This window comes from Vibrio sp. 10N.239.311.G01 (assembly GCF_041465805.1).
Taxonomy (GTDB): Bacteria; Pseudomonadota; Gammaproteobacteria; order Enterobacterales; family Vibrionaceae; genus Vibrio; species Vibrio crassostreae_C.
The window spans coordinates 123,071-145,151 of record NZ_JBFSRM010000004.1; the positions used below are offsets into that span (position 1 = coordinate 123,071).

The window sequence follows — 22,081 nt, forward strand, 5'->3', positions numbered from 1 at the left end:
TGTCTTTTTAATATGAAGTTCGAATTCTAGCGCATGTTGGCAGACTTTCAAATCACCAAATCATTAACTTAACTCGGATGTTTGAGGTAATACCAATCGTAGTAAATAACTGGCCATCCTAGCTTGTTAAAACACTTGATAACGTCGTTAGAAATTTTGAATGTAGAATAACTACTTATCGAAACTTTTTGTCGAAAAGAGCTTCCTTGTTCTCAAGCATTTTTTCTGCGCTATTTATAACCATCTACTTACCGTGATGGGTATAATTCCTGCTTTTAGGGATTACCTATTAAGGTATGACTTGTTATACTGCGAGCTTATTTTGATTAATCCATAAAATAGATAGAGATCATGCTGAAGATATATAACACGCTCACAAGACAGAAAGAGGAATTCAAACCAATTACAGCTGGCAAAGTCGGCATGTATGTCTGTGGGGTAACCATATACGATCTCTGTCATATTGGTCATGGTCGTACGTTCGTTTCTTTCGACGTAGTAACTCGTTACCTTCGTTACCTTGGTTACGATTTGAATTTCGTTCGTAACATCACAGATATCGATGACAAAATCATCAAACGCGCTAACGAAAACGGTGAGTCTTGTGACTCTCTGACTGAGCGTTTAATCGGTGAGATGCACGCTGACTTTGATGCATTGAACATGAAGCGTCCAGATGTTGAGCCTCGTGCGACAGAATACATCACTGAAATCATCGAGCTTGTTGAAAAGCTGATTGAACGTGGTTTCGCATACGTTGCAAGCAACGGCGACGTGATGTTTGAAGTAAAGAAATTCGACGAATACGGTAAGCTTTCAAAGCAAGACCTTGATCAGCTTCAAGCGGGTGCTCGCGTTGATGTTGAATCTGCAAAACGCAGCCCACTAGACTTCGTTCTTTGGAAGATGTCTAAGCCAGGTGAACCTACATGGGAATCGCCATGGGGCCCGGGTCGTCCAGGTTGGCACATCGAATGTTCAGCAATGAACTCGTCTATTCTGGGTAACCACTTCGATATCCACGGTGGTGGTTCAGATCTGCAGTTCCCTCACCACGAAAACGAAATCGCACAGTCTTGCTGCGCGCACGGCACTCAGTATGTAAATACTTGGATGCACAGTGGTATGGTGATGGTAGACAAAGAGAAGATGTCTAAGTCACTAGGTAACTTCTTCACTATCCGTGACGTGCTAGCACATTACGATGCTGAAACGGTACGTTACTTCCTAATGTCTGGTCACTACCGTAGCCAGCTAAACTACAGCGAAGATAACCTAAACCAAGCTCGCGCATCACTAGAGCGTCTATACACGTCACTTCGTGGCCTAGACCTTACAGCCGCTCCTGCCGGTGGCGAAGAGTACGTGACTCGATTCTCTACAGCGATGAACGATGATTTCAACACACCTGAAGCTTATTCAGTACTGTTTGAAATGGCTCGTGAAATCAACCGTATCAAGCCTGAAAGCATTGAAAAAGCAAGCGGACTGGGTGCATTGATGCGTGAACTAGCAGACATCATCGGTATTCTTCACCAAGAGCCAGAAGCCTTCCTACAAGGTGATGCGGCAGGTAACGACGACGAAGTGGCTGAAATCGAAGCGTTGATCAAACTGCGTAACGACTCTCGTGCTTCAAAGGATTGGGCAAATGCCGACCTTGCGCGTGATAAGCTAAACGAGTTGGGTATTGTTCTGGAAGATGGCCCAGAAGGTACGACTTGGCGTCGTAAGTAAATCTTATAAAAAGGGCTGATTTTCAGCCCTTTTTTCTAGCACGAATTCTCTATTTTCACCTTTTCTATCTTCAACTTTTAATTAACAGGAATATTTCTGTGGCTCAGATGTATTTTTATTACTCGGCAATGAATGCGGGTAAATCAACAACGCTTCTTCAATCTTCATTCAACTACCAAGAACGTGGCATGACGCCAGTGATCTTTACGGCAGCTTTGGACGATCGCTATGGTATCGGTAAAGTGAGCTCACGAATTGGTCTGCAATCTGAAGCTCAGCTGTTTAAAAATGACACCAACATGTTTGATGCGATCAAAAAGCTCAATGAGGAAGAAAAGCGTCATTGTGTTTTGATCGATGAGTGCCAATTTTTATCGAAGGAGCAGGTGTACCAATTAACAGAAGTGGTTGATAAGCTGCACATCCCTGTACTTTGTTACGGCCTACGTACCGATTTCCTGGGTGAACTGTTTGAAGGTAGCCGTTACTTACTGTCTTGGGCAGATAAACTTGTTGAGCTTAAAACAATTTGTCACTGTGGCCGTAAAGCGAACATGGTAATTCGTACCGACGAGCACGGTGTGGCGATTGCTGAGGGCGACCAAGTGGCTATTGGCGGTAACGACAAATACGTTTCTGTTTGCCGTCTGCACTACAAAGAAGCGTTGGGTAAATAAGCCGATCTATTTGCTAACGCGAAAGAACGAAAAACGGTGACCAAGTGTCACCGTTTTTGTTTATTGGGCCTGTGTTTTGCTTTCTTCCAAGCCGAGCTTTTGTTTTATTTCCTGCCGAGCTTTTACTTTGTTCAAAGTCTAACTTTTGCTTATTCGAAACCGAGCTTCTTCAATGCTTGATAGGCGTGGTCAACGTCGTCGGGGATCGGCATCTCAATCTGAAAGCCTTTCTCTGGGTAGGATTTGATTCGCTCGTAATCAGCAATTAATGCGCCTAACACCATATCTAACGGCAACTCTTCGTTAAAGTAATCATCCCAAGTTTGCCATCGCGACGTCACGGTAATCTCGGAAGTTTCGTCAGGCCATTGTTTACTGAAGGTTGCGTAGGTACGTTTCTCCATGAAGGGCTTCTGAACTAAGGTTAGCCTTTTCGGCGATAACCCTTTTTCTGTCAGCAACTCATGAGTGAATCGTACATTTTCCCCAGTATTTGTTGCGTGTTTCTCTATGATAATGTCAGAGTCAGGCACGCCACAATCTCGTGCGATAGAAGCGAATGTTTCTGCTTCTGAGCGTTCAAAGCTTCTTTCGGTAAAGCGTCCCACACCGCCAGAAAAAACGATGTAAGGCGCGATCTGTTGGTGATAAAGCTCGGCTGCATATTCAGCTACGCGAGTATCGTTGCTACACAATACAAAGATACAGTCGGAAGGCGTAACCTTGTGACCCATCGACATAAAGTTCCAAAGGGTGTCGACTGAGCGATGCAGTTTTATGTTGGGATTTTTGTTAGCAATAGATTGTTCAGTCATGAAGTGCGTCCAGTGTGGATTCGAATTTAAATGAATAACCTAAGTCGAGAATCTTCTTCGAAGAGATTAACTTGTCTGGGGTATCAACAACAGCGGGCAGAGGCTCACTGCTGTTGGCGCTTTTCAGTGCCGCGGCATAAAACTCCGCCTTACTGACTGTATTTGGTGTGGTCACGTTAACTATTTCATTGTGCAGTTGACTGATAGCGAAATCGACAGCACCAATTGCATCATCAAGGTGCAGCATGTTGGCTGGAGCTTGAGTGCTGACTTGCTTTAACTTGCTTGCGAAGCGTGATGGGTGACGGCTTGGGCCGATTAAGCCACTAAAGCGAAGAATGGTGTAGTCGATACCGGAATCAATCACTGACTGTTCAGCTTGCAGCATGATTCGTGCGTTATCGGAAAATAAAGACGCGTGCTCGTTATCTGAGGTCGAAAGAGGGAGTGATGCATCCAGCTCGTTCAGCACACCCGGCTTAGTTGGGTATACCGTAGTTGAACTAACCATAATGAGCTTTTTAATGTTGGCCTTTTGGCATGAATTGGTGAGTTGCTGCCAGTAGTCGGCATACTCTTGTCCTGCTCCTTTTCTAAAGCCAGGAGGGAAGCTGCCAATCACAATTTCAGTGTTGTTTTCGAGTAACAATGAATAGAGTCGCCCGATAGTCTGTTGTGGATCGGATGAATCAAAGCTAAACACTTCACATGGAATTTGTTCGCTACCAATGGCATCTGCTCCCGCTTGGGTCGTTTTCGTGACCACTACTCGGTTACCATGTTTTTCTAAATGTTCAGATAAAGGTACACCTACCCATCCTGCACCGACAATAAATATAGAAGCCATGTGTTCCTCACAACTGCAAATGACGAATTTACAATAAGCCTAACAAAGCTTTGCCCAAAAATGAAAAAACTCCACGGCCGAAGCAAGTGGAGTTTTTACTAGAACAATGGAGCTTTAGTTTAGTACGCGAAGAAGCTTGTCTGCGCGCTCTGCCATCTCGATACCTTCATCTGTTAGGTAACCGCCGTCTGGCTGAGTACAAAGGTTTTTTTCGAATAGGCGCTTAACAGCGTCTTGAGTTTCTTGAGCTGCCTCTTGATGGACTTTAATTCCAGTAGCTGCACTACTTACATCAAATTGAAGAAGGAGGTTTAAATCAGCAATATGTTCAGCGTTGTACTTCATAATTGACCTATATATTCATAACGTTCTCTACCTTCACCTTAGTGCGCATTCTCGGCTCAGGCAATAGCAAATAAAGAGAATTGATAAGTGATACCAAATTGATTGATTAATCATCGAGTGATGAGTTTATTTTGGTTATATTGGGTGATTTGCACCCACTTAAATCATCAGTGATGTTTATTGCTAAGTGGTTGTAATATATTGTGACTAGAAATAATTTGCATTGAGCGAATATTGTATAAAAAGGATATGCATAAGTGAGAGCGAACAAAGTAGCATTAACGATCAGTATGCTATTTGCTATCTCAGGTTGTCAAAGTACACCCTCAGAGCAGACAGACGCGAACCAAACCACAAACAACAATAATGAATCGACAATAGAGGTCCGTTCATTTCAGTCTGTCCAAAGCGTTTACTCCGAATGGGAAGTTAAGCTTGAAGACCATGCTCAATTATCTCTCTATGCACCAGAGAATTACAATGAACTATTAGACGCATGGGATGATGCTGAAAGCATTTATGCGGACTTACTTAAAGACGAAACTCGGATAACCAAGAGTTACTCCATTTTTTCGAGCCTAACTTACGCTGAAGCCTTCGATGAAAAAATCGCTTTGATCAAATCAAACTATGACTCGATCTTAGTGTTAAAGAAGAAGGCTGATCGAGTACTCGCGGATTCGATTGTCCAAATGGATTACCTGAAGTTTCTTGGCGCAGATACCATGTTTACCTCGAGCTACAAACGTTTGTATTCAGAATACAGCGAGTTGTTTGAGTATGTTCTGGTCGATGAGCTTGAAGACGCTCAAGAAGCGCAGGTGGAATTTCTTAACAATGCTCGCTTACTAGAAGTCAAAGTGGCACATAAGAAATACATCGAACCTTTGAAGAACGAATTAGAGTTCTTGGAAGATGAAGATTTCGATGACGTTGCTCCACTGACGTTTGCTAAAGCAGCATCTCAAATTGCTTTGGCAGAAAGCCAAGTCAAAGCCAGTCCCCGTGAAAAGTCGATCATTGAAGATGCGGTACACGCTGCGGAGTTTGAGTTGAACCACGTGAGCAGTGTCGCTCATGAAGTAAAAGTGCTCGCGAGTGTAAAAGGCGACAAGTTCGAACAATCGGTTTTGAATGCAGAGAATCAGTTGCTGAGCATTTCACAAGTGGTTAATGATGAAGATCACCGTGATGTTGTATTGCGCCTTCAGTCTCAAAAAATTGTAGCGAGTGTTAAAGCGCTGAAAGGCTCAGACATGACGGCGTCATTAAAGTCAGAGATTAAAACTTTGACTGAACGACTCGCTAAGTTAGAAAGTGAGAATCAGAAACAAACACAGAAATTGGTTGAAGCGACCAAGCACAGTGAGTTGCTCGGTGAGCAGATTACCAAGAGTGATGCTCACATTAAAAGCTTAGAAGAGTTAGTGGATAGTTTGAAAAGCTTAGGTGGCAAAGTGGCCAACGAAAGTGACTCTGATGTGATGTCCCCAGCTGTTGAATCTACTCTAGAGGATTCAACCCTAGAACAATCATCAGAAGAAGTGATTGAACCTTCGGTTTAGCATCACTAATTTCTTTATTTGTGATTGAGTTAAAAGCGCCTTAGGGCGCTTTTTTACGTTCTGTTGATCTATGTCAAAATCTAGAAATAAAAGCGCTCTGTGAGCCATTTTAGTGTACGTTATTCTTTTATTTTTAACGTAACTTGTTGATATTTATAGATGTGTTATTTTCTATGCTGATAACTAATCATTCAGCATAGTTTTCTTTTTACTACTAAAGTCGTATGAATTTTGAATAACTTGGGCTATTTCCTTTCCACAAGGTTGTGGGAGGTATTTTGAGTCCCAAATAGCTCTTGAATTCAGAAATGAAAGAGAGGATTATCGCGCTCCCGACAACATGTTTCAAAATGTAAATCATCATGAATCTAAACCAATTTGACTCATTATTACCGCCACAAATGGCTGAGCGCGCTGCAGATATTGGCGTAGGTAAAGCAACCAAAGATCCAACCAAATCTTTTCTCCTAGCGATTTCAGCTGGCATACATATCGGTATTGCGTTTGTGTTCTACACAATTGTAACCACTGGCGCTGGTGATTTACCTTGGGGTATTACTCGCGTCCTAGGTGGCCTTGCATTTAGCTTGGGCCTAATCCTCGTTGTTGTTACTGGCGGTGAACTATTTACCAGTTCGGTGCTCACTCTTGTTGCTCGTGCAAGTGGCAAGATTAGCTGGGGAACCCTAGTAAAGAACTGGGCGACCGTTTATATCGGTAACCTTATTGGTGCTTTATTGCTAGTGGCATGCATGCTTCTGACTAAACAGTACATGTTCGACCATGGGCAAGTGGGTTTGAATGCCATGGCCATCTCTCAGCACAAAATGCACCATGGTTTTATCCAAGCTATCGCGCTTGGCATCATGTGTAACGTATTGGTTTGTATCGCGGTATGGATGACGTTTAGTGGACGAACACTGACTGACAAAATTGCAGTACTGATTTTACCTGTCGCGATGTTTGTATCATCGGGCTTTGAGCACTGTATTGCGAATATGTTCCAAGTTCCTTTAGCTATCGGTATCAAAACATTTGCTCCAACTGAATTCTGGACAATGACAGGGGCTAATCCAGCAGACTATGTTGACCTAAACATGATGGACTTTCTGATGAACAACTTGCTGCCCGTTACTATCGGTAACATCATCGGCGGCGGTATCTTTGTTGGCATGTGGTATTGGTTGATTTATTTACGCGATTAATAAAGATGGCGGATCAACAAAGCTTGTGTGACTAGCTCAATGACAAGATTAGTTAAAGCTCAGAGTGGAAACATTGAACTGACTTATGACATTTACAAGACGGCCTGCATTGCAGGCCGTTTTTTATTTGTGGAAAACTTACTCGTTGAATTCTTAAATTATCATTTGAACGCTTAACAACGCAGTTCTGCACGTGTGTATATGTCTTTGAAATAACCCAAGGATCAATGGCAATGATCTTTGCGCGAGCCGAAATGGACAAAAAAGGATCTATATTGATTTGGTTATCCACAATTTCTGTGGATAACCTGTATCAAATTCAGTGAGTAACCAGATCTAAGATGAGTCGGGAGGTTATTTTGAAGGCTGTATTTGAGCGAGAACTCGCCCTTCTTTGGTCAGAGAAGTCTTTAACGATAGGTGAAGTGCAAGCGCTAAGGAGCAGCTCATCATCACGAAAATAGCCAACATGATCATCAGTTGATACTTAATCGCGATCATTGGTGAAGCACCCCCTAAGATTTGTCCTGTCATCATTCCTGGTAGCGTTACCAAGCCTGTGGTTGCCATTGAGGCCATAATAGGAGACATCGCTTTCTGTATAGCATTACGCACAAAAGGCGCTGCAGCATAGGAAGGAGAGGCACCTAAAGCGATAGCCGCTTCGTACTCTGATTTCTGCGTTTCAAAAGCACCGAACAAGTTCTGCAATGCCACGATGTTACTGCTTAAGCTATTACCTAACAGCATCCCTGCAATAGGGATTAAGTACTGTGCGTTAAAAACCGGTGTTGGTTTAATGATGAATAAGCAGATAAACAAGACAATGGGTACACAGGTTACCGCTAGGCTCACAGCGACTGGGACTAACAAGAGGTTTCGGGGTAACTTGGACTTTTCAACAATCGAGCTTGCCCCAACGATAATCATCGTAAATAACCACAGTAAATTGACCCACAAGCTATTCAAAGTGAACAGGTATTCTAGGTAGAGGCCAACCAGAAATAGCTGAACAGTCATGCGAATGATGCTGATAGAAGCCTCTTTGCCAAGGCCAAGTTTTAGCTTGTAGTTGATTACAATTGGCAGCAAGAGAAGTGAACTGAAAAACAATAATTGCCACCAAGATATATCAATAACGTCTTGCATAATGCTTCCTTTTAATAAGGCTTCTATCATATATGAAAGTGCCAAATGATGCATTTCAACTGCAAAGTCATCGATTCGAAAAACGATCAATAATTTAACAATCAAACCACAAAATATTGGTTTTTTGAGGCATTTTTGGCTACTACTTAGTAGGTAAAACGTTAAAATTGGTTACAATACGGTTGCACAGGTGTTGGAATTTAACATTTGTGAAATATACTTAATTCTTCACATTTGTTAATACTTTTTAATAACTTTGTTTAACTAAAAACAACTTTGGATGAGCTCAAAAAAGTATTGATTAGCAAGGGTTATAACGGGAGATTTGATTGAACCCTACTTTGAGTATGGTCTAAAATTTGTCGTTAGATACTTAAGAACTTTAGCCCCATAGAATGGGTTACTCGAAATTACTAAATACAAAATAGGCAAAATGTATGAGTGATGTTAATAAAATTGAAACTAGCGAAAAACATTCGCTGGAGTGGAAGTCTTTCCTCTTCATCGCGGTGGTTCTCTTCCCAATATTAAGTGTGGCTTTTGTAGGCGGTTACGGCTTCCTAGTTTGGGCACTGCAAGTGTTTGTATTCGGACCTCCAGGTGCTCACGGCGGCATGTAATGCCCTCTAAGTAACAACATTTTTTAAAATCAATATTTAAGAGAGCTAAACATGAAATCATTTTTAGTTAAATTATGGCGCACAATGACTCGCCCAGCAGTACACATCAGTCTTGGTGTACTAACTATGGGTGGCTTTATCGCCGGTGTTATTTTCTGGGGCGGTTTTAACACAGCTCTAGAGCACACAAATACAGAAGAATTCTGTGTAAGCTGTCACACCATGCGTGACAACGTATACGTAGAACTACAAGAAACGGTTCACTGGAAAAACACTTCTGGTGTACGTGCTACTTGTCCTGACTGTCACGTTCCACATGAATGGACAGCAAAAATCGCTCGTAAGATGCAAGCTTCTAAAGAAGTATTCGCTCAAGTATTTGGTGACCTAGATACGCCTGAGAAATTCGAAGCTCGTCGTATCGAACTGGCTAAACACGAATGGGATCGCTTCTCTTCGAACAAATCTCTAGAGTGTAAAAACTGCCACAACTACGATTCAATGGATTTCGAAAACATGCGCCCAACAGCGCGTATCCAGATGAAGAACGCGGCAGAGCGTGATCAAAGCTGTGTTGACTGTCACAAAGGTATTGCTCACAACCTTCCATTAGATATGGCATCAGCGAGCGGTATTGTTGGCGAGCTAGAAAACGTAGCAAGCAGCACATCTTACGCAAATGGTTCAGACGTGATCTCTATTCGTCACCTACCAATGTACACAGATGAAACAGCTGAAGTTGAAGCGGGTCTATTAAGCCCTGCAAGTAAAGTTGCTGTGATCGACGAAAAAGGCGACATGATCAAGATTCAAATCGACGGTTGGCGTAAAGCGAAAGGCTTCGGACGTGTAATCCAAGAAGACTTCGGTATGAACATCTCGACTGCAATCTTGACGAAAGAAGTATCTCAAAGTGACGTAATCACTGTTGGTGAGAAGAAAGAAGATGAGCTAACTGGCCTTCCTTGGGAAGAAGTTAACCTAGCACTTTGGATGAAGAAAGAGTCTATGGTTGATAACTTCGATGCAATCTGGAACGCAGCTGGTCAAGCGTACCAATCTAACTGTTCAACGTGTCACTCACAGCCAGATGAAGCTCACTTCAGCGCTAACGGTTGGGTAGGCATGCTAGATGGTATGATTGCATTCGTTAACTTCGATACAGATACAGAAGCATTGGTTCTTAAGTATCTACAGAAGCACTCATCAGATTTTTCTGAAGGCCATCACTAATAAGACGTCAATTGGAGTAACACAATGGCAATTACAAGAAGAAGTTTCCTGAAAGGTGTCGCTACTACAAGTGCGGCATCGGTTATCGGTCCAAGCTTATTGGCGTCGGCATCAGCGTCTGCTGCAGAAACAGACGGCGCGTGGAAAGTCTCTGGTTCTCACTGGGGTGCATTCCGAGCTCGCGTTTACGCGGGTAAAGTGCAAGAAATTAAACCTTTAGAAATCGATCAACACCCAACTGAGATGTTGAAAGGTATTAAAGGTATTATCTACAGTCCATCACGTGTGCGTTACCCAATGGTTCGCCTAGATTGGTTGAAGAAGCATAAGTACAGCGCAGACACGCGTGGTAACAACCGCTTTATTCGTGTGACTTGGGATGAGGCACTAGACCTTGTTTACCGCGAGCTAGAGCGCGTACAGAAAGATTACGGTCCATGGGCGCTTCATACAGGTCAAACTGGTTGGAGACAAACAGGTCAGTTCCATAGCTGTACTAACCACATGCAACGTGCAATGGCACTTCACGGTTACTCTGTGAAGAAAATCGGTGACTACTCAACAGGTGCTGGTCAAACGATCATGCCTTACGTGCTAGGTTCTACTGAAGTTTACGCACAAGGTACATCTTGGGAACTTATCCTAGAAAACAGTGACAACATTGTTCTTTGGGGTAACGATCCAGTTAAAAACCTTCAAGTAGGTTGGACATGTGAGACTCACGAGTCGTTCGCATACCTAGAACAGCTGAAAGAAAAAGTTGCTAAGAAAGAGATCAACGTTGTTTCTGTTGACCCTGTTAAAAACAAAACAGGTCGTTACCTAGAAAACGAGCAAATGTACATCAACCCACAAACTGATGTGGCGTTCATGCTTGGTGTTGCTCACGTTCTTTACAACGAAGGCCTATACGACAAGAAGTTCATCGAAACTTACTGTCTAGGTTTTGAAGATTTCATCAAGTACGTTCAAGGTGAAACGAAAGACAGAGTTGAGAAGACGCCAGAATGGGCTTCTGCTATCTGTGGCGCAAGCGCGGACTCTATTCGTGACTTCGCTAAGATGCTGGTTAACGGTCGTACACAGATTCTTGTTGGTTGGAGTATCCAACGTCAAGAGCACGGTGAACAGCCTTACTGGATGTGTGCAGTTATCGCAGCAATGGTTGGCCAAATTGGTCTACCGGGCGGTGGTATCTCTTACGGTCACCACTACTCTGGTATCGGTGTATCTTCAACTGGCTTCGCTGCTCCGGGTTCTTTCCCGCTGAACATCGACCAAGGTCAATCACCTAAGTACACCAACACAGATTACAACGGCTACAGCCGCGTAATCCCAGTTGCTCGTTGGGTTGATAGCTTGCTAGAGCCTGGTAAGAAGATCAAAGCGAATGGTTCAACGGTAACACTACCTGATATCAAGATGATGGTATTTAGTGGTAACAACCCGTGGCACCACCACCAAGATCGCAACAAGATGCGTAAAGCATTCAAGAGCCTACAAACTGTAGTGGCTGTTGATTTTGCTTGGACTGCAACTTGTCGTCACTCTGACATCGTGCTTCCTGCATGTACTCAGTGGGAACGAAACGATATTGATGGTTATGGCGCATACTCTGGCCGTGGTTTGATCGCAATGCACAAGCTAGTGGATCCTCTGTTCCAGTCTAAGACTGACTTCGAGATCATGTCTAGCCTAACTAAGCGTTGGGGTCGTTACGACGATTACACGCGTGGTATGGACGAAATGCAGTGGGTTAAATCTCTGTACGACGAATGTCGCGCATCAAACGAAGGTAGCTTCGAAATGCCTGAGTTTGCTGAGTTCTGGGAGAAAGGTTTCCTAGACTTCGGCAAAGGTAAGCCATGGACTCGTCACGCTTCATTCCGTGAAGATCCAGAGATCAACGCACTAGGCACGCCTTCTGGTTTCATCGAAATCACAAGCCGTACTGTTGGCAATATGGGCTACGAGCACTGTCAAGAACACCCAATGTGGTTCGAGAAATCTGAACGTTCACACGGTGGTCCAGGCTCTGACAAGCACCCGTACTGGCTACAATCTTGTCACCCAGACAAGCGTCTTCACTCTCAGATGTGTGAATCTGAAGAGTGGCGTGCGACTTACGCGGTACAAGGCCGTGAGCCAATCTACATCAACCCAGTAGATGCTAAGAAGAAAGGCATCAAAGATGGCGATGTAGTACGTGTGTTTAACGACCGTGGTCAACTACTAGCAGGTGCTGTTCTAATGGATAGCTACGCTCCTGGTGTTGTTCGTATCGAAGAAGGTGCTTGGTACGGTCCGATCAACGAGAAAGTGGGCGCGCTAGATACATACGGCGATCCAAACACACTGACTCAAGATATCGGTACGTCTGAACTTGCTCAAGCAACGTCAGCAAACACATGTTTGGTTGATTTCGAGAAGTTCCAAGGCAAACTGCCTCCAGTAACTTCATTCGGTGGTCCAATCGAAGTTTCTTAAGTCTTGTCTTAAGAACCAAGATTAAAGCTTGAATTAAAGCCCCTGTAAGCACTCTTACAGGGGCTTTTTGTATTTTTGATATCAGTGTTGGTGTTTCTAAATAAGCATTATACAGGGCTAATAGAGGGCGTTTTTGAGACAGGCTGTAACGCGCTGTTTGAGAGAGGTGGTAGAAGCAGTGAAGCAGGAAGGGAATGTAAAAAGAACCTGTGGAAAGACTTAAGCAGGCGGAAACAAAAAGGCCGATACAAAGTACCGACCTTACAGAAGCCTATGGAGTTAACTCTACTCAAGTTAGATCTCAAATATAAACCAGTAGCTATAAGCACAGATTAGTGCGGGCACACTAGAGTATAAGGTCGCGACCAGTGCCGCTTTGGGAGCCATCGCAATCGCAGGGAATAGCGCGTCACCATCATTTGAAATTGCGTTACCTACCTGAGCCGAAAGTGGCAGGGCGCCTGAAAGGTATAAGCTAGTGACCAATAATTGCGGTCCACAGCCCGGTAGCAAACCCATCAACACGCCAGCCAGGGGGAGCATGATGCCCCAGCTTGAGAATAGCGTCGCAAAATCAACATTTGCTATCACAGAGCCAAATTCAAAGAAAAGAAAGGCAACCACCACCCAAGCGGTGACAAAGTTTGTATCTTGAGCGGTCTTTTGCAATGGGTGAGAGCCTATACACTTTTCGTCCTCACTCACGGCTGATTTGTAATCCTCAATTTCACGGGTTAGCCCCCACAGAAACATCGAGCTGATCAGCAAAACTGTCCCCGCCCATTCCATCGACATTTCAGGCAAAGCGAGCAGCTCGTTCACATCGACTTGAAAAGAGCCAAGTAGGGCAACGGCAGCACCCGGAATAATCAGTACAGACCACAGGTAACCTTGCAGGTTTATCGCTTTTTTAGAGACCGATTCTTTGTCTTGAGATTGAGAAGCACAGCTGCTCACCACTTCATTTTTCTCTGCTTTTTTTGGGCGTAAGAAGTCGTCTGCGTGAAACAAGTTAATGATTCGGCCTGACGCAGTACCCACGATCACGCCCATCGCCATCATGGCTAAACCTGTCTTAGGCTCGCTCGCTATGAGCAGGAACGCCGCGTCACCCATGGTTGAGACGAGCACCGCAACTACCGCACCAAATCCGAGTTTTCCCGAGATAAATTGTGTGGTTACCACTATCGCACCGCCACAGCCGGGCAACGCGCCCATGAGAGCCGCGAATACCACTTGGTTTGAACGAGATTGATGGACGAGCTTATTGAAGACGTTATCTTTGTTTATGTACAGACTTAACCAGTGGTAAATAGCCAAGGTTAAAGCAACATAACAAGACACTGCCCAAAACGCGTCTGACAAGGTAGTGACCGTCAATTCTCGCGTGGCAGGCGCCATAACTAAAGCTGCAAGTGAGACAGGCAAAAGCAGGCGCTTAAATGACAGTGAAAACTGAGTTGTTTTCGCAGCACTACTGCTTGGCAAAAAAGAGATTAGTCGATCCATAGGTGTTACTCAAAATTAGTGGCTTAAGATAAATATATACGAATGATAATAATTATCAATTGCATTAGTTGTTTTTTTATCTATTGTTACTATTGGCTAAACCCACGAAACATGACCAATCTAAAAAAATGAGGTAAAGTATGGCTAATAAAGAGAGGCTCTAAAGGTAGAGTCATAATTGTTAGTGTAATAGGAAGAAACATGATTTTAGTTGTTGGTCACAAAAACCCTGATAGTGACAGTATTTGTAGTGCGTTAGTTGCAACTGAGCTTCTTAAGGCTCGTGGCGAGGAAGCGACACCAATTCGCCAAGGCGAGATCAACCGCGAAACTCAACACATTCTAGAAGTCGCTGGTGCTGAAAAGCCAGAGCTTCGTACTTCTGTTGCTGGTGAGAAAATCTGGCTAGTAGACTACTCAGATCTAGCACAAGCACCAGATGATGTTGCTGATGCAGAGATCGTAGGTATTGTTGATCACCACCGTCTAGGCGACGTGATGACAGTAAACCCAATGGAAGCTTGGATCTGGCCTGTTGGTTGTACAAACACTGTACTTTTCAACATGTTCAAGATTGAAGGTCACGCAATCTCTCAACAAATCGCTAAACTAATGATGTCTGCAATTCTTTCAGACACAGTGGGTTTCGCTTCTCCAACATGTACTCAAAAAGACAAAGACGCGGTTGCTGAGCTTGCTGAAATTGCTGGCGTAACTGACGTTGATGCATTCATCAAAGCGCTTCTAATCGCAAAAACAAACATCGAAGGCCTATCTGCTGCACAGCTAGTAGAAAAAGACCTTAAAGGCTACCCATTCAACGGTCGTGATGTTGTTGTTGGTCAAGTTGAACTTGCGACTCTTGAGCAAGTAGACGGCATGATCGAAGCGCTAGAAGCTGATCTTGAAGAGCGTTGTGAGAAAGACGGTCTAGCGTTCGCTGCGGTAATGCTAACAGATATCACTACTGCTCAAACTCGTCTTCTATACAAAGGTGAGTGGGCTGAGAAATTGGTTAAGCACGAGAAAGGCGGCGTATTAATGATGGAAAATACACTAAGCCGTAAGAAGCAAGGCTGGCCTTGGCTACAAGGTGAGCTTGTTTAATCAAGTCGCTTAATATTAAACGCCTGCTTATTTAGCAGGCGTTTTTCTTTGAAGTAGACTTTCTTCTTCATCGATAATGTTTGAAGTTAACAACACTCGGCATAAAATAGCTTTAAGAGCAAAGTTACTGACTAAAGTAGGAAATTAAGATGACTACACAGCTAGACGATAAAAAAATCGCTGAAATCAACAAGTATACGGGCGAGCAACGCCTGAAATACTGTGTGAAAGAAATCGTAGCAAACCGTGAAGTATGGATCTTAACCGATGAACACGGTTGTGTAATGCTGAACACAGAAGATGAAGATTGTGTTCCAGTATGGCCAAACCAAGAGTTCGCAGAATCATGGGCAACGGGTGATTGGTCTGAGTGTAAAGCTGAGTCTATTTCGTTGAACAAATGGCACAGTCGCTGGACGAACGGTCTAGAAGACGACGAACTTGCTGTTGTAGTATTCCCGAACGAGCAAGAAGAAGGCGTTATCTTGTTCCCGGATGAGTTCGACTTCGAATTGAAAAAGCAGGCAGCTAAGCGCTAGTTCTTTCGTAATACAGTAACATCGTAAGTCAGCGTTGCCTTTCTTAGGCAGCGCTATCATTCAATTATCCCATCTAAGTTACTTCCAACGTATATTCGTCAATACCCAATCAACTGATACAAAGGCGCTTGCTGTGCGGCTTTAGAAGCTTGCTGAAGCACACCTGTTTTGCTGTATCTCTTGAGTATCTTTCGAACGATAGGTTTTACTTCAGATTTTGTCATTCCAGCTTTCAATTCTGGTTCATACAGCAATTGCAGTAGCACTACGTCTAACGGCGATAATAAGTCTTCTGGCGTGTGGTCGTTGAAAATAGAAGGGTAGGCTTTATCTGAATCATTCGGCAGGCCTAGAACTTGTGTGATCTCTTCCACGATACAGGCGACCAGCTTACCTCGCGATCTTGCCTGATCAACCGGGATTACAATCCCAGCGTATACAATCTCGCCTTTAGAATTGGTTCTATAGCCCGCCGTGCAGATGGCGCTATTTAAATGTTGAGTTGATTTGAGCTTGAGCACCGATTTCGCCTCAGATACCCACTGGCTCTGCCTTGTGTATATCCATTTAACGTTCGCTTCGGACTCTTTACTGACGATTGTTATTGGATGTTGGGTGACTTCAGATAAGTGTTTGATATGAAGCTCTGTGATCTCTTGATGCAGTTCCTCATCGCCCACTCGATGATCGATCCAAATCTTGATCGGTTGTTTCCACTTGGCGAGCGGTTTGTTGCCTTGGGAGTATTCGTGTTGAAGCGCGACGTTATAAAAGGCAGTTTCGACGAAGCTTCTATCTAGCCATGTGAGCGGTGTGCTTGTCGCGTTAAAGGACAACAGCACCAACAAGAGGGGAAGCATTGAAGCTGTTCGATACATACTTTTCCCCTCTGCTAAATGTAGCGTGATTCCAGGTTAGTGGTTCGGCGCTTTGGAGAAATGGCTCTCAACCAATCTTTGGGTGATTTGGTGAGTTGGATTGGTTAGCACTTGATCTGTTTCCCCACTCTCAACCACATTGCCTTCATGCATGACAATAATCTTGTCGGTAATGTGCTTAACAATACCGAGGTGTTGAGATACATAAACGAACGATACGCCCATCTCTTCTTGTAACTCTAAGAACAGATTGATGATTTGCGAGCGCATTGCCATGTCCAAACCATTTAAAGCTTCATCAGCAACAATGATGGATGGCTGAAGTATTAAGGCACGAGCCAAACAAACCCTTTGTTTCTGGCCTGCAGCAAGCATCTGAGGGTAGAAATACGCATGTTCCGGTAGAAGGCCTACGCGCAGTAGTGTGTCTTTCACACGACGCATACGAGCTTCTGGAGGCATGTTGGTGTTTCGCTTTAATGGACCTTCAAGAATTCGACCGATCTGAATGCGCGGGTTAAGTGACGTATTCGGATCTTGGAAGATCATTCGAATCAGCTTACAACGAGTCGAGTAGTCTTTGTGCTCTAGCTTTTCGCCATTCACGCGGATCTCGCCTGCGGTTGGCTCCACCATGCCTGCGAGCATTCTGGCTAATGTTGATTTGCCAGAACCATTCTGGCCGATAAAACCAATTGTCTGGCCTGCTTCAAGAGAAAAGCTAACTGGCTTCACCGCCTGATGAATCTTTTTACGGAAAAGACCAGAGCGAGTCGTAAAGTCTTTAGACAAATCACTGACTTCTAATAATGCACTCATGATTTCTTTTTCTTCTCCATATTCAGAGGGAAGTGACAGTTGAACTTATGGTTCTTGATACGTTTCGTATGTGGGATCTCGACACACTGCCTTTGTGCGTATGGGCAGCGAGGCCCTAATCGACAACCAATAGGAAGATGTTGCAGCGGTGGAATTGACCCCGGCAAAGACTGGAGCTTCTCCTTGTGGGGAATCCAGTCGTTAAAGTCTGGCATCGCTTTTAACAAAGCAACGGTGTACGGGTGCTTTGGTGCATCCAACAGCTTCGGTGTATCAGCGGATTCTACCGATTGACCACAGTACATCACGGTAATGCGAGTCGCCCATTGGGTAATGGTGGTTAAGTCATGGCCGATCAACACGATGGTGGTGTTATTGATCTGGTTCATACGACTCAAAAGACGCAATATTTGAGACTGTGTAATTGGGTCTAAATCGTTGGTTGGCTCGTCAGCAATCAAGACTTTTGGCTTGGCAGCGATCGCCATTGCGATCATGACTTTTTGACACTCACCATCTGTCAGCTCATAAGAGTAACTGTCCATTAGGCGAGAGTGGTCTTTGATGCCGACTTTGTGTAGTAATGCGATCGCTTGCTTCTTACGCCACTTAAATCGTTGCCACCAACGACCTTCAAACGAATGGGAAGGGATCGCTTCAACGAGCTGGTTACCTACTTTTTCAGAAGGGTCAAGACACGTTGATGGCTCTTGGAAGATCATTGCGATATCGCGGGCGATCACTCGGCGTCTTTCTTTCGGCGTCAGTTGCAGTAGGTCGATATTACCTAAGCGCATTCGGTCTGCAGAAACCTTCCAGTTTTCTTTACATACTCCGACGATCGCTTTTGCAACCAAACTCTTACCTGAGCCTGATTCACCTACTAAGCCACGAATTTCCCCTTCATTGAGGGTAATACTCATTCGATCTACGGCTTTAACCATCCCTTGAGGGGTCTCAATCTCGATGGTTAGATGTCGAATATCAAGTAACGGCATTATTCGATTCCTGCATTTAGCGCTTGGCGAACACCTTCACCGACGAGGTTAATCACGATAACTGTAAACATAATAGCTAAGCCGGGTAGGGTAACTGTCCATGGCGCAAGGTAAATCAACTCGACCGAATCACCCAAGATGGAGCCCCATTCGGTACTCGGTGCTTGAGCGCCAAGCCCTAGGAAACCTAAAGCCGTGATATCAAGAATTGCGACTGACAGTGCCAGCGTAACTTCAAGAGCGATCACGGTAAGGATGTTCGGAAGGATTGAGTTCCATAGCAGGTAAAAATCGTTCGCACCATCAAGGCGAGAAGCCAGAATATAGTCTTTTTCTACTTCAGCATGCACGGCAATGTACACCGAGCGTATAAAGCGCGGGATCAGTGCCAAGCACAAGGCGAGCAAGATATTAAACTCCCCAAAGCCAAGGAATGCCACGAAGATAATCGCCAGCAGAAGAGATGGAATCGACATAACAGTATCAAGCAGGTGGTTTAGCGTGCTTGATAGTAAACCGCGCGTCATACCAGCAAGTACGCCAATCAGACAACCAATGACGGCTGCGATAAAGGTAATCACCACCGCGGCGCCGAAGGTTAACTGAGAGCCAATTATTAGGCGAGAGAGAATATCTCTGCCTAAGTCATCCGTACCCAAAAAGTATTCTACCTTTCCCGCAGGATCCCAAGAGGGCGGCGTTAATAGGTGACCGGTTTGTTCTTGTGCATCATGCGGGGCTAGCCACGGTGAAGTGACGGTGACCAGAATGATAAGCACCAAACACCACAAGCCAAACATAGCTAGATTATTGCTGCGGAAGCTGCGCCAGAAACGTTCGAACTGGGTTGGAATCTGTTCTTCTTGGTAGACGTTATTTGTTAGCATACCATTCCTTCCTTACCAGTGGATTGATCATCGCGCCCAGTAGATCGGACAGAATATTAGCGGTCAAAACTAAGGTAGCCACCACAATTACACCAGCTTGAATTGAAACGTAATCTTGATTCGATAAGGCATCCAATAACCAGCGGCCAATGCCCGGCCAGTTAAAGATAGACTCGGTAACAATAGCAAGCGTTAACATACTCGATAGCTGAACACCGACCTTAGGAATAATCGGAGGTATCGCGTTTCTTAGCACGTGCTGCGTGATGATCTCTCTAGTGGAAAGACCTTTAATTCGCGCAGCGCGGATGTAGTTTTGCGTCATTACTTCAGCCACTGACGCTCTCATCAATCGGATGACCTGAGTCGTTGGCGCCAGTGCTAAAACAAGACAAGGCAACGCCATGTGCTCGATAACACTTTGTAGTGCGTGCGCACGGTAGCGACCCTCGGCAAAAAAGGCGTCAATCATCGCGAATCCAGTCACGTGTTCAATCTCGTAAAGTAGGTCGTATCGGCCACCAACTGGGAACATTTCAAAGTGCAGTGAAAACACCATGATCATCAGCAACGCGACCCAAAATATAGGCGCAGAGTAACCGGCCATTGAGGTGAACGATATGGTGGTATCAACAAATTTACCTTGTCTCATACCAGCAATGGTGCCGAAAGGGATACCGATGATGAGTGCCAACACAAAGGCAAAGAAGCACAGCTCTAGCGTTGCAGGGAACACCAGGACCAACTCATCGATGATAGGCACACCGTGTTTGCTTAGGCCAAAGTTTAGCGTCGATAATTCAGTGATATAGCTAATCCAACCGGGCCAAAAATCTTGAATTGCCCAAGGTGAGGTTTGGTCTAATCGAAGCAGGGAAAAACCTACCAAGGTCAGAATTCCTAGCGTAATAACGAATAAGTTTACACGTCTTAATGTATACCAAAACATTACTGCACCTCTCTTCTGACTTGATCAAAAGGTTGGGCATTGAAAGGACTTGCTTTAAAGCCTGTTAGCGAACGATCGTGCACGCGAAATTGCACGCCATGAGCTAAAGGAATCACAGGAACTTCTTCATTGAGAATGTTTTGGGCTTGTCGGTACAAGTTCACACGGTGCCTTTGTTGATTGATCTCTAATGCTAAGTCGAGAAGGAAATCAAAGTCTGAATTACACCACATCGAGACGTTTAACCCTGCACGCTCAGAGCTGCATGAGAGCAGCGGACGTAAGAAGTTGTCCGGGTCACCGGTATTGCCTATCCAGCCTGTAAGCAACAAGTCTGTTGAGGAAATAGAGGACAACTGTGTGCGGTCAAATCGGTCGTCGGTATAGAGTTTCAATTCAATACCAATATCGGCTAAGTTTGCTTGGATAAGTTCTGCCGTTTTTCTTGGACTTGGATTGTATGCGCGTGGCTCTAGTGGTACCCACATTGAAAGCTCTAACCCAGGTTCAACGCCAGCTTCTTTGAGAAGCGCAACCGCATAGTTTCGGTCGTAGCGAACTTGAACGCTGTCTTTTTGGTGAGCCCAAGAAGTCGGAGGAAGCAAGGTGTAGGCTTTGGTTCCTGTACCGTAATACACAGAATCAAGAATGTTCTGACGATTGATGGCTAAGTTGAGCGCTTTACGAACTCGAGAGTCACGCAGTGCAGGGTGCTCAGTATTCAGCGCGATGAAAGAGACATTAACCGCCGGAGTAGCAGAAATCTTCAACTCTTCATGAGCCTGAATAATAGGGATTTGGCTAGAAATTGGTGAGTTGAGCACGTCACACTCACTACGCAGAAGCTTGGCAAGTGTGCCTGTTCCACGTTGCGAAGTATCGAACACAACTTGGTCCATTTGTACTTCACCTTTCCAGTAGTGCTTGTTCTTTTTCAAGCGCACTAGGTCGTTGATTTGGTATTCATCTAAGTAGAAAGGGCCAGTGCCGACTGGATTGGAATCGATTCGATTTTTCTCATCCGCTGCAATGAGCTGATTGGCATACTCCTTAGAGTGAATGACTGCATAGCTGGTGGCGATATTGTTGAGAAACGAATTGTCTGGGCGACTTAATTGGAATTTCACCGTTAGGTCATCAACTGCGGTGATATCGACAATCAGGTTTTTGAAGTCGATTCCGGCAAACCATGGGTATAGGCCGCCACCCACATAATGAAATGGGTTTGAACTATCAATGACACGTTCAAAGCTAAACACCACATCTTGTGCATTCATGCTACGAGTTGGGGTGAACCAGTCTGTGGTTTGGAACGCAACATTTGGGCGCAGTTTGAACGTGTATTCTGTACCTGATTTATCAACAGACCAACTTGTCGCTAAGTTCTGTTTTGGTCGGTACGTCATCGGATCAAGAGTGAGCAGTGTATCGAAGATTTGAGGACTCAGCGATTCTGCGGTAATGCCACTATCAACTAGCTGTGGATTGAAGGTACTAGGATTACCTTGGCCGCAATAAATGAAGCCTTTTTCACGGATTTGCTCGTGATTCACACTCTCACCACATCCAGCGAGAAAGCTCAACGTGCAGATGCTCAGTGATAGTCTTATTAGTGCTTTCATAAAAAGAAATACTTTTCGAAACGAGGCGTTAGAGGAGCCTCAAGATCCGGACAATTTAACATTTTATTTATTCGGCTCCAAATAATAATCAAG

General features: G+C 44.4%; 20 protein-coding genes. 9 read left to right on the forward strand and 11 right to left on the reverse strand.

Features of this window, described 5'->3' with window-relative positions; genetic code table 11:
- Window positions 1-351 precede the first annotated feature (351 nt).
- Together cysS and AB6D06_RS04695 are read left to right on the forward strand one after the other, a co-directional pair.
- Complete coding sequence (gene cysS / locus AB6D06_RS04690) at window positions 352-1,737, forward strand: cysteine--tRNA ligase (RefSeq protein ID WP_017060276.1); 1,386 nt, start codon at window positions 352-354, stop codon at window positions 1,735-1,737.
- Window positions 1,738-1,835: 98 nt separating this feature from the next.
- On the forward strand, window positions 1,836-2,414 hold the full coding sequence (locus AB6D06_RS04695; protein WP_017060277.1) for a thymidine kinase: 579 nt from the start codon (window positions 1,836-1,838) through the stop codon (window positions 2,412-2,414).
- Between the two features lie 149 nt (window positions 2,415-2,563).
- On the opposite strand, the gene AB6D06_RS04700 is transcribed toward AB6D06_RS04695, so the two are convergent.
- From AB6D06_RS04700 to AB6D06_RS04710, 3 genes are all read right to left on the reverse strand, one after another.
- Complete coding sequence (locus tag AB6D06_RS04700) at window positions 2,564-3,229, reverse strand: YdcF family protein (RefSeq protein ID WP_032545711.1); 666 nt, start codon at window positions 3,227-3,229, stop codon at window positions 2,564-2,566.
- On the reverse strand, window positions 3,222-4,076 hold the full coding sequence (locus tag AB6D06_RS04705; protein ID WP_017067393.1) for an NAD(P)H-binding protein: 855 nt from the start codon (window positions 4,074-4,076) through the stop codon (window positions 3,222-3,224). The genes AB6D06_RS04700 and AB6D06_RS04705 overlap by 8 nt, the downstream gene beginning before the upstream one ends.
- A gap of 114 nt (window positions 4,077-4,190) precedes the next feature.
- Window positions 4,191-4,421 carry a TIGR02647 family protein gene (locus AB6D06_RS04710; protein ID WP_017060280.1) on the reverse strand — a complete coding sequence of 77 codons (231 nt, stop codon included), beginning with the start codon at window positions 4,419-4,421 and terminating at the stop codon, window positions 4,191-4,193.
- Window positions 4,422-4,678: 257 nt separating this feature from the next.
- Here AB6D06_RS04710 and AB6D06_RS04715 point away from each other — a divergent pair, with 257 nt between their 5' ends.
- A complete protein-coding gene (locus AB6D06_RS04715) occupies window positions 4,679-5,986 on the forward strand; it encodes an ATPase (protein ID WP_372109971.1) in 1,308 nt (435 codons plus the stop codon).
- A gap of 362 nt (window positions 5,987-6,348) precedes the next feature.
- Window positions 6,349-7,191 carry a formate transporter FocA gene (gene focA, locus AB6D06_RS04720; RefSeq protein ID WP_065583873.1) on the forward strand — a complete coding sequence of 281 codons (843 nt, stop codon included), beginning with the start codon at window positions 6,349-6,351 and terminating at the stop codon, window positions 7,189-7,191.
- A 354-nt stretch (window positions 7,192-7,545) separates the two neighbouring features.
- On the opposite strand, the gene AB6D06_RS04725 is transcribed toward focA, so the two are convergent.
- Window positions 7,546-8,340 (reverse strand): ABC transporter permease, encoded by a 795-nt coding sequence (locus tag AB6D06_RS04725; RefSeq protein WP_102332942.1) that lies wholly within the window; start codon window positions 8,338-8,340, stop codon window positions 7,546-7,548.
- 437 nt (window positions 8,341-8,777) lie between these two features.
- On the opposite strand from AB6D06_RS04725, the gene torE reads away from it, so the two are divergent.
- Genes torE through torA form a run of 3 tightly spaced genes read left to right on the forward strand, consistent with a single transcriptional unit; the run spans window position 8,778 to window position 12,680 of the window.
- Window positions 8,778-8,960 (forward strand): trimethylamine N-oxide reductase system protein TorE, encoded by a 183-nt coding sequence (gene torE, locus AB6D06_RS04730; RefSeq protein WP_017060298.1) that lies wholly within the window; start codon window positions 8,778-8,780, stop codon window positions 8,958-8,960.
- Between the two features lie 51 nt (window positions 8,961-9,011).
- Entirely contained in the window at window positions 9,012-10,193 is a 1,182-nt protein-coding gene (gene torC, locus AB6D06_RS04735) for a pentaheme c-type cytochrome TorC (RefSeq protein WP_102332941.1), read from the forward strand.
- A gap of 24 nt (window positions 10,194-10,217) precedes the next feature.
- Complete coding sequence (gene torA / locus AB6D06_RS04740; RefSeq protein WP_102320260.1) at window positions 10,218-12,680, forward strand: trimethylamine-N-oxide reductase TorA; 2,463 nt, start codon at window positions 10,218-10,220, stop codon at window positions 12,678-12,680.
- A gap of 294 nt (window positions 12,681-12,974) precedes the next feature.
- Here the strand turns inward: torA and AB6D06_RS04745 are convergent, their stop codons facing one another.
- The gene (locus AB6D06_RS04745) at window positions 12,975-14,189 is read right to left on the reverse strand and encodes a putative manganese transporter (protein ID WP_372109972.1); all 1,215 of its coding nucleotides are present in this window, start codon (window positions 14,187-14,189) and stop codon (window positions 12,975-12,977) included.
- A 201-nt stretch (window positions 14,190-14,390) separates the two neighbouring features.
- Here AB6D06_RS04745 and AB6D06_RS04750 point away from each other — a divergent pair, with 201 nt between their 5' ends.
- Together AB6D06_RS04750 and AB6D06_RS04755 are read left to right on the forward strand one after the other, a co-directional pair.
- The gene (locus tag AB6D06_RS04750; protein WP_017065328.1) at window positions 14,391-15,296 is read left to right on the forward strand and encodes a manganese-dependent inorganic pyrophosphatase; all 906 of its coding nucleotides are present in this window, start codon (window positions 14,391-14,393) and stop codon (window positions 15,294-15,296) included.
- Window positions 15,297-15,445: 149 nt separating this feature from the next.
- Window positions 15,446-15,835, forward strand: a complete 390-nt coding sequence (locus tag AB6D06_RS04755; RefSeq protein WP_004734596.1) for a DUF2750 domain-containing protein — start codon at window positions 15,446-15,448, stop codon at window positions 15,833-15,835.
- Window positions 15,836-15,933: 98 nt separating this feature from the next.
- Here the strand turns inward: AB6D06_RS04755 and AB6D06_RS04760 are convergent, their stop codons facing one another.
- From AB6D06_RS04760 to sapA, 6 genes are read right to left on the reverse strand one after another with little or no spacing between them, the layout of a single operon-like run.
- Window positions 15,934-16,713 (reverse strand): DUF2927 domain-containing protein, encoded by a 780-nt coding sequence (locus AB6D06_RS04760; protein WP_029235328.1) that lies wholly within the window; start codon window positions 16,711-16,713, stop codon window positions 15,934-15,936.
- Window positions 16,714-16,749: 36 nt separating this feature from the next.
- Window positions 16,750-17,532, reverse strand: a complete 783-nt coding sequence (locus AB6D06_RS04765) for an ATP-binding cassette domain-containing protein (protein WP_017060304.1) — start codon at window positions 17,530-17,532, stop codon at window positions 16,750-16,752.
- Window positions 17,529-18,530 (reverse strand): oligopeptide/dipeptide ABC transporter ATP-binding protein, encoded by a 1,002-nt coding sequence (locus AB6D06_RS04770; protein ID WP_017060305.1) that lies wholly within the window; start codon window positions 18,528-18,530, stop codon window positions 17,529-17,531. Before AB6D06_RS04770 ends, AB6D06_RS04765 begins: the two co-directional genes overlap by 4 nt.
- Complete coding sequence (gene sapC / locus AB6D06_RS04775) at window positions 18,530-19,417, reverse strand: putrescine export ABC transporter permease SapC (protein ID WP_372109973.1); 888 nt, start codon at window positions 19,415-19,417, stop codon at window positions 18,530-18,532. Before sapC ends, AB6D06_RS04770 begins: the two co-directional genes overlap by 1 nt.
- Window positions 19,404-20,366 carry an ABC transporter permease subunit gene (locus tag AB6D06_RS04780; protein ID WP_017060307.1) on the reverse strand — a complete coding sequence of 321 codons (963 nt, stop codon included), beginning with the start codon at window positions 20,364-20,366 and terminating at the stop codon, window positions 19,404-19,406. Before AB6D06_RS04780 ends, sapC begins: the two co-directional genes overlap by 14 nt.
- Window positions 20,366-21,988 (reverse strand): ABC transporter substrate-binding protein SapA, encoded by a 1,623-nt coding sequence (gene sapA, locus AB6D06_RS04785; RefSeq protein WP_017065332.1) that lies wholly within the window; start codon window positions 21,986-21,988, stop codon window positions 20,366-20,368. The genes AB6D06_RS04780 and sapA overlap by 1 nt, the downstream gene beginning before the upstream one ends.
- Window positions 21,989-22,081 lie beyond the last annotated feature (93 nt).

Bases quoted from the DNA above. Each gene is read 5' to 3' on its own strand.
- cysS (WP_017060276.1), top strand. From the start codon at position 352: ATGCTGAAGATATATAACACGCTCACAAGACAGAAAGAGGAATTCAAA.
- AB6D06_RS04700 (WP_032545711.1), bottom strand. From the start codon at position 3,229: ATGACTGAACAATCTATTGCTAACAAAAATCCCAACATAAAACTGCAT.
- AB6D06_RS04705 (WP_017067393.1), bottom strand. From the start codon at position 4,076: ATGGCTTCTATATTTATTGTCGGTGCAGGATGGGTAGGTGTACCTTTA.
- AB6D06_RS04710 (WP_017060280.1), bottom strand. From the start codon at position 4,421: ATGAAGTACAACGCTGAACATATTGCTGATTTAAACCTCCTTCTTCAA.
- focA (WP_065583873.1), top strand. From the start codon at position 6,349: ATGAATCTAAACCAATTTGACTCATTATTACCGCCACAAATGGCTGAG.
- AB6D06_RS04725 (WP_102332942.1), bottom strand. From the start codon at position 8,340: ATGCAAGACGTTATTGATATATCTTGGTGGCAATTATTGTTTTTCAGT.
- torE (WP_017060298.1), top strand. From the start codon at position 8,778: ATGAGTGATGTTAATAAAATTGAAACTAGCGAAAAACATTCGCTGGAG.
- torC (WP_102332941.1), top strand. From the start codon at position 9,012: ATGAAATCATTTTTAGTTAAATTATGGCGCACAATGACTCGCCCAGCA.
- torA (WP_102320260.1), top strand. From the start codon at position 10,218: ATGGCAATTACAAGAAGAAGTTTCCTGAAAGGTGTCGCTACTACAAGT.
- AB6D06_RS04745 (WP_372109972.1), bottom strand. From the start codon at position 14,189: ATGGATCGACTAATCTCTTTTTTGCCAAGCAGTAGTGCTGCGAAAACA.
- AB6D06_RS04750 (WP_017065328.1), top strand. From the start codon at position 14,391: ATGATTTTAGTTGTTGGTCACAAAAACCCTGATAGTGACAGTATTTGT.
- AB6D06_RS04755 (WP_004734596.1), top strand. From the start codon at position 15,446: ATGACTACACAGCTAGACGATAAAAAAATCGCTGAAATCAACAAGTAT.
- AB6D06_RS04760 (WP_029235328.1), bottom strand. From the start codon at position 16,713: ATGTATCGAACAGCTTCAATGCTTCCCCTCTTGTTGGTGCTGTTGTCC.
- AB6D06_RS04765 (WP_017060304.1), bottom strand. From the start codon at position 17,532: ATGAGTGCATTATTAGAAGTCAGTGATTTGTCTAAAGACTTTACGACT.
- AB6D06_RS04770 (WP_017060305.1), bottom strand. From the start codon at position 18,530: ATGCCGTTACTTGATATTCGACATCTAACCATCGAGATTGAGACCCCT.
- sapC (WP_372109973.1), bottom strand. From the start codon at position 19,417: ATGCTAACAAATAACGTCTACCAAGAAGAACAGATTCCAACCCAGTTC.
- AB6D06_RS04780 (WP_017060307.1), bottom strand. From the start codon at position 20,366: ATGTTTTGGTATACATTAAGACGTGTAAACTTATTCGTTATTACGCTA.
- sapA (WP_017065332.1), bottom strand. From the start codon at position 21,988: ATGAAAGCACTAATAAGACTATCACTGAGCATCTGCACGTTGAGCTTT.